Source organism: Pseudoalteromonas sp. AWM4_233 (assembly GCF_056158285.1).
Map to the genome: position 1 here is coordinate 1 of NZ_JBSWSZ010000149.1, position 5,607 is coordinate 5,607.

At 42.1% G+C, this 5,607-nt stretch carries 2 protein-coding genes and 3 pseudogenes; 3 read left to right on the top strand and 2 right to left on the bottom strand.

Annotated features, from left to right (window positions below; all coding sequences use genetic code 11):
* Window positions 1-6 precede the first annotated feature (6 nt).
* Window positions 7-1,509, top strand: a pseudogene (gene speA, locus ACXAC4_RS27745) (biosynthetic arginine decarboxylase); the annotation flags it as partial.
* Window positions 1,510-1,512: 3 nt separating this feature from the next.
* A pseudogene (gene speB, locus ACXAC4_RS27750) lies at window positions 1,513-2,437 on the top strand (agmatinase).
* A gap of 56 nt (window positions 2,438-2,493) precedes the next feature.
* Here speB and ACXAC4_RS27755 read toward each other — a convergent pair.
* Both ACXAC4_RS27755 and gloB read right to left on the bottom strand, forming a co-directional pair.
* A pseudogene (locus tag ACXAC4_RS27755) lies at window positions 2,494-4,081 on the bottom strand (LysM peptidoglycan-binding domain-containing protein).
* A gap of 145 nt (window positions 4,082-4,226) precedes the next feature.
* The gene (gloB, locus tag ACXAC4_RS27760; RefSeq protein WP_475168513.1) at window positions 4,227-4,910 is read right to left on the bottom strand and encodes a hydroxyacylglutathione hydrolase; all 684 of its coding nucleotides are present in this window, start codon (window positions 4,908-4,910) and stop codon (window positions 4,227-4,229) included.
* Window positions 4,911-5,050: 140 nt separating this feature from the next.
* Here gloB and ACXAC4_RS27765 point away from each other — a divergent pair, with 140 nt between their 5' ends.
* A complete protein-coding gene (locus ACXAC4_RS27765; protein ID WP_421963426.1) occupies window positions 5,051-5,371 on the top strand; it encodes a c-type cytochrome in 321 nt (106 codons plus the stop codon).
* The last annotated feature ends 236 nt before the right edge of the window (window positions 5,372-5,607 follow it).

Genomic DNA, 5,607 nt, shown 5'->3' on the forward strand with positions numbered 1-5,607 from the left:
TAACCCGTATTAGCAATGGCAGAAAAAACCAGTGCTGTCATTGTGTGTAATGGCTACAAAGACCAAGAATACATTCGTTTAGCACTGATTGGCGAAAAGCTAGGCCACAAGGTTTACATTGTTCTTGAAAAACTGTCTGAGCTAGACATGGTGCTTAGCCAAGCAAAAGAGTTAAACGTAAAGCCACGCATTGGTATTCGTGTACGTTTAGCGTCGCAAGGTAAGGGCAAGTGGCAAGCAAGTGGTGGCGAAAAATCAAAATTTGGTTTGTCGGCATCGCAAGTACTCAGTGTGGTCAATCGCTTAAAAGCGTCTGATCAACTTGATCTGATCCAACTTGTACACTTTCACCTTGGCTCGCAAATGGCAAACATCCGCGATGTTCGTTTAGGTGTGAGTGAAGCTGCGCGTTTTTACTGTGAGTTACGTAAATTAGGTGCACAAATCGATTGCTTAGATGTGGGTGGCGGTTTAGCGGTAGATTATGACGGTACTCGTAGCCAGTCACATAACTCAATGAACTACAGCCTAAGTGAATACGCTAATAACATCGTATACACCATTGGTGATACCTGTAAGTTATATGAGCAGCCAATGCCGCGCATTATTTCTGAGTCAGGTCGTGCGTTAACAGCGCACCATGCTGTATTGATTTCGAATGTTATCGGCACCGAAAGCTATGTACCTGAAGACATTCAAGCGCCAGCCGCTGATGCACCACTATTATTAAAAAACATGTGGACATCATGGCAGCAGTTAAGTGATGACAATGACGACCGTGCATTAATCGAAATCTATCACGATAGCCAAGGCGATTTAGCCGAAGCACATAATCAGTTTGCACTTGGTTTGTTAGATTTAACAGAGCGAGCATGGGCGGAGCAAGTTAACTTACGCGTATGTTATGAACTTAACAAACATATGGATAACAAAAACCGTTTTCATCGCCCGATTATTGATGAATTAAATGCGCGTTTAGCAGATAAGTTTTTTGTGAACTTTTCATTGTTCCAGTCATTACCGGATGCATGGGGTATTGACCAAGTGTTTCCTGTTCTACCGCTAAGTGGTTTAACAGAAGCACCACAAAAACGCGCCGTGTTACTTGATATTACCTGCGATTCAGACGGTGCTATGGAGCATTATGTAGACGGCCAAGGTATTGAAAGCACATTACCTGTGCCAGCATTTAGCGAAGAAAAACCTTACTTAATGGGTTTTTTCTTAGTGGGTGCTTATCAGGAGATTTTAGGTGATATGCACAACTTATTTGGCGACACACACAGTGCAATTATAAAAATGGATGAGCAAGGTCAAGCGCAAATCACTGAAGTTAACGAAGGTGATACCGTTGCAGACATGATGCGTTACGTACATTTAGATGTAGAAAGCTTCCAGCAGTCTTACGCCCAGCTGGTGGCAGCTAAATTGCCAGAAACTGAGCAGCAAAGCGTATTAGATGAGCTGCAAACTGGCTTAAATGGTTACACTTATTTAGAAGAGTTATAAGCAATGTCGACATTGTTTGACCACACAGATCATTCATTGTACTCAAACGGCATGACGTTTTTACGTCAGCCGATGGTGCAAAACATCACTGCAATCGATGCGGATGTAGTGGTGCTAGGTCTACCCTTTGATTTGGCGACCTCAGGTCGCCCTGGTGCACGTTTAGGGCCTGACGCAATTCGTCGTGCCTCAGTGCACCTGGCATGGGAAGAAACCAAGTACCCATGGACGTTTCCGTTGTTTGAGCGTTTAAAATTAGCTGATGCGGGTGATTTTACTTACCCAGTAGGCGACCCAGAATATTTTACCGCGCAGTTAGAATTAGCCGCTGAGCAAATTCTTCGTCAAGGTAAAACATTATTAGGTTTAGGTGGCGACCACTTTGTGACTTTGCCGCTACTGCGTGCCCATGCTAAGCAATATGGTAAGATGGCATTAGTGCATTTTGATGCCCATACAGATACTTACAGCAATGGCTCTCGCTATGATCACGGTACCATGTTTTATCATGCGCCGATGGAAGGGCTTATTGATGTTGATCACAGTATTCAAATCGGTATTCGTACTGATTTTGATCAAAGCAAACATGAGTTTGCAGTGATTGATGCAATGGCAGCTAATGATTTGCCTGCACAAGATATCGCAGAGCAAATTAAAGCACGTGTGGGTGACTTACCTGTGTACTCTAACCTTTGATATTGACTGCCTTGACCCAGCATTCGCTCCAGGGACAGGCACTCCAGTATGTGGTGGCTTAACCAGCGATAAAGTACTCAAAGTACTTCGTGCATTGAAAGGCATTAATATGGTCGGTATGGATGTGGTTGAAGTATCTCCATCCTATGACCAAAGTGAACTAACAGCGATTGCTGCAGCGACCATTGCCAATGAGTTATTACACTTATGGACTTTGAAGCATAAATACTAAATGAGAGAGACAAAGAGCGCCATTAGGCGCTCTTTTTTTGATATTGGATGAAGCAATTATGCGCTTCGAACATCAACCTTTAATTTAAGCTTTTGCCCAGGTTGAATGTATTTTTGCCCAGCTAATGAATTCCATTTAATAATATCTTCTACAGACACATTAAACTTAGCAGCAATGCGCGCTAACGAGTCACCACGACGAACTTTATAGGTAATGGTGCGCTCTTTGATTTGTGTAGCAGCAAGTTGCGACTTTTCCTGTTTATACACAGTTAGCTTTTGACCAACACGCAGTACCGCGTTCTTTTTTCAGCTTATTCCATGTTGCAAGTTCAGCTATGGTGACATCGTACTCACGGCTGATATCCCACAGTGTATCGCCACTGGCCACTTTATGGCTAAGTTTTTTACGTGTTGCTTTATTAGCTGCCATACGCACTGACTTTGGTAAATGCTGGCTATTAATCTCACCATCGCTTAGTGGCACAAGTAATTGCTGACCAACACGAATAGTATTCGATGAAAGCTTATTCAGTGTTTTAATCGCGTTTGTGCTTGTCGAAAACTTCTTCGCAATCACAGATAAACTGTCACCGCGCGCAACAATATATTGCTGCCAGCGTAGGCGGTCTTTTTGCTCTGTTTTAGCTAGCTTGTCAGTAAACGCTTCAACTTTATCAGACGGTAATAATAAAAAGTGTGGGCCATTAGGATCCGTCGCCCAGCGATTGAAGCCAGGGTTTAAACGATAAAGCTCTGTTAAGCTAATGCCTGCCATGTCAGCGGCAAGTGCTAAGTCAATTTGGCTCCCTACATTAACTGCTTCAACGACTTGAGCATTAATTATTGGCTGCCACTTAACACCAAATTCGTCACTGCGTTTTACCAGATCAGACAGCGCTAACAGCTTAGGTACGTAGGCAGTGGTCTCTCTTGGTAAATCAAGTGACCAAAAATCCGTTGGTAAATGCTTTTTACGGTTCTTTTTAATGGCACGAAGTAAACGACCTTCACCTGAGTTATAGGCTGCAATGGCATTTAGCCAATCGCCTTCTAAGGTTTTGTGTAAATATGATAAATAATCTAGCGCTGCACGGGTCGATTGCACAATGTCACGGCGACCGTCATACCACCAGTTTTGTTTTAAATCGAAACGCTCACCGGTTTGTGGCATAAATTGCCAAATGCCAGAAGCACTGCGATGTGAATAACCAAATGGATCAAACGCACTTTCCACAATAGGTAAAAGTGCGATTTCGATTGGCATCTGACGCTTTTCGACTTCTTCTACAATAAAGTATAAGTAAGGCTCAGCTCGCTTAGAGATACGATCTAAATAGGCCTGATGACGCGCATAATAGTTACGCTCAGCAACAACTGGGCGGTTTTGTGGCACATCAATCGAAAGCTGATAGCGAATACGTTCCCATACATCATCAAATACAGGAGGCGGCTCATCAATATCGGTTAATTGTTGATATTGAGCGTTGATCATCAATGCATCATTGATATCGCTCGGACTTGCGCCGTCTAATTGTTGCTCAACATTATTGCTCGCAACATCTGTACTTGCTGAATCAGAAGCTGTCAATTGACAGCCACTTAAAATCAGCGCAAGTGATAAAACTAAAGGAGACTTATACATATATACCCATACATCAGGTAAAAAAACTCGGCGAATATTACCTGCTCTGAGAACATATTGCCACTTTATGACCAGTTTATGTCAGCTTATTATTGCAAGATGCTGATCTAAATATACAAAATTGTAACTACCGGCGTTTACGTTTTTAAAAGTTATCTTTCCAGGCTCTGAGACCTGCAAAGCGTTGCCAAGGTTCATTCAGATCCAAATTAATTTTTAGCTCATCAGGCAGCTCATCAGTGATTGTTGCTATATTGCTACGTAAAAATGGATTTATTTGTTTTTCCACGCCTAACTGGGTTGGCAAGCTTATTTCGTCTTTGGCGCGCAGAGTATCAACTTCATCACTGTAGTTGAGAAGGTATTCGTTATTTGGCTCTACAGCTTTTGCGAAGGCTAAGTTGGCTTGCGTGTATTCATGGGTGCAGTAGATTTTACACTCATCTGGCAGGGCTCTTAGTTTACATAACGAGTGCCACATTTGTTCTGCGCTGCCTTCGAATAATCGTCCGCAGCCAGCACTGAATAAGGTGTCGCCAGTAAAACTTAATTCGTCGTTAATGTAACAAATATGGTCTAGGGTATGACCAGGTGTTGCAAGCACGGTAAAGGTGTAATCATACACAGTGACTTTATCCGCTTCTGATACGCCATGAGTAATACCTTTAAAAGGGCTATGTCTTGGCCCATAAACCGGAATATCACGAAATTCCTTAACCAGTGCAGCCACACCATCGGTATGATCATAATGGTGATGAGTAATCAAAATACCGCTAAGTGTTAAGTTATGCTCGCTCAGATAGTTTAGGTGCTGGAAGTTAGAAGCCACAAGGATCGGTTAACCTTAGCAATACGTAACTGAACGAAGTAAAAAGTTATGCAGGTTATGAGATACCAGACGATTTAACTTGGTAAATTCGTGATTGGGGCAAGTAAAGAATTCATATAGTCACACAAGAAGAGAAAATTATGAGTAAAGTAAAATATATGGTTTTAGGTGCAGGCATTGCTTTCACTGCATTTGCAAACAATGCAGAAGCTGCAGACGGTAAAGCGTTATACACGGCAAAAATGTGCCAAACATGTCACGGTGCTGAAGGTAAAGCGCCAATCATGGACGCTTATCCTAAAATCAATGGTCAAAACAAAACATATCTACTTAACCAAATGAAAGACATTAAATCTGGCGCGCGCGCTAACGGTATGTCTATGGCAATGAAAGCGATGGTTGCAAATGTATCTGACGCTGAGCTAGAAGCGATTGCTGATTATTTATCAAAAGTTAAGTAATCCACATTGGATTATGAAAAAACCACCGCATGTCGGTGGTTTTTATTTTATTGAACATCGAACAAGAGTCATTTAGACTTCTAAACTTCTAAATTGGCTGGTTGAGCCAAGTTAATATTTTAAGGCAAATTATGTTTGAACTACCAAAACTCAACTTAAAAGACAAAGTCAGCGAACAAGAGTGGCAACTTCGTGTAGGTGCTGTGTAAGAGGTGAATCTAACCGTCGTTAACCTT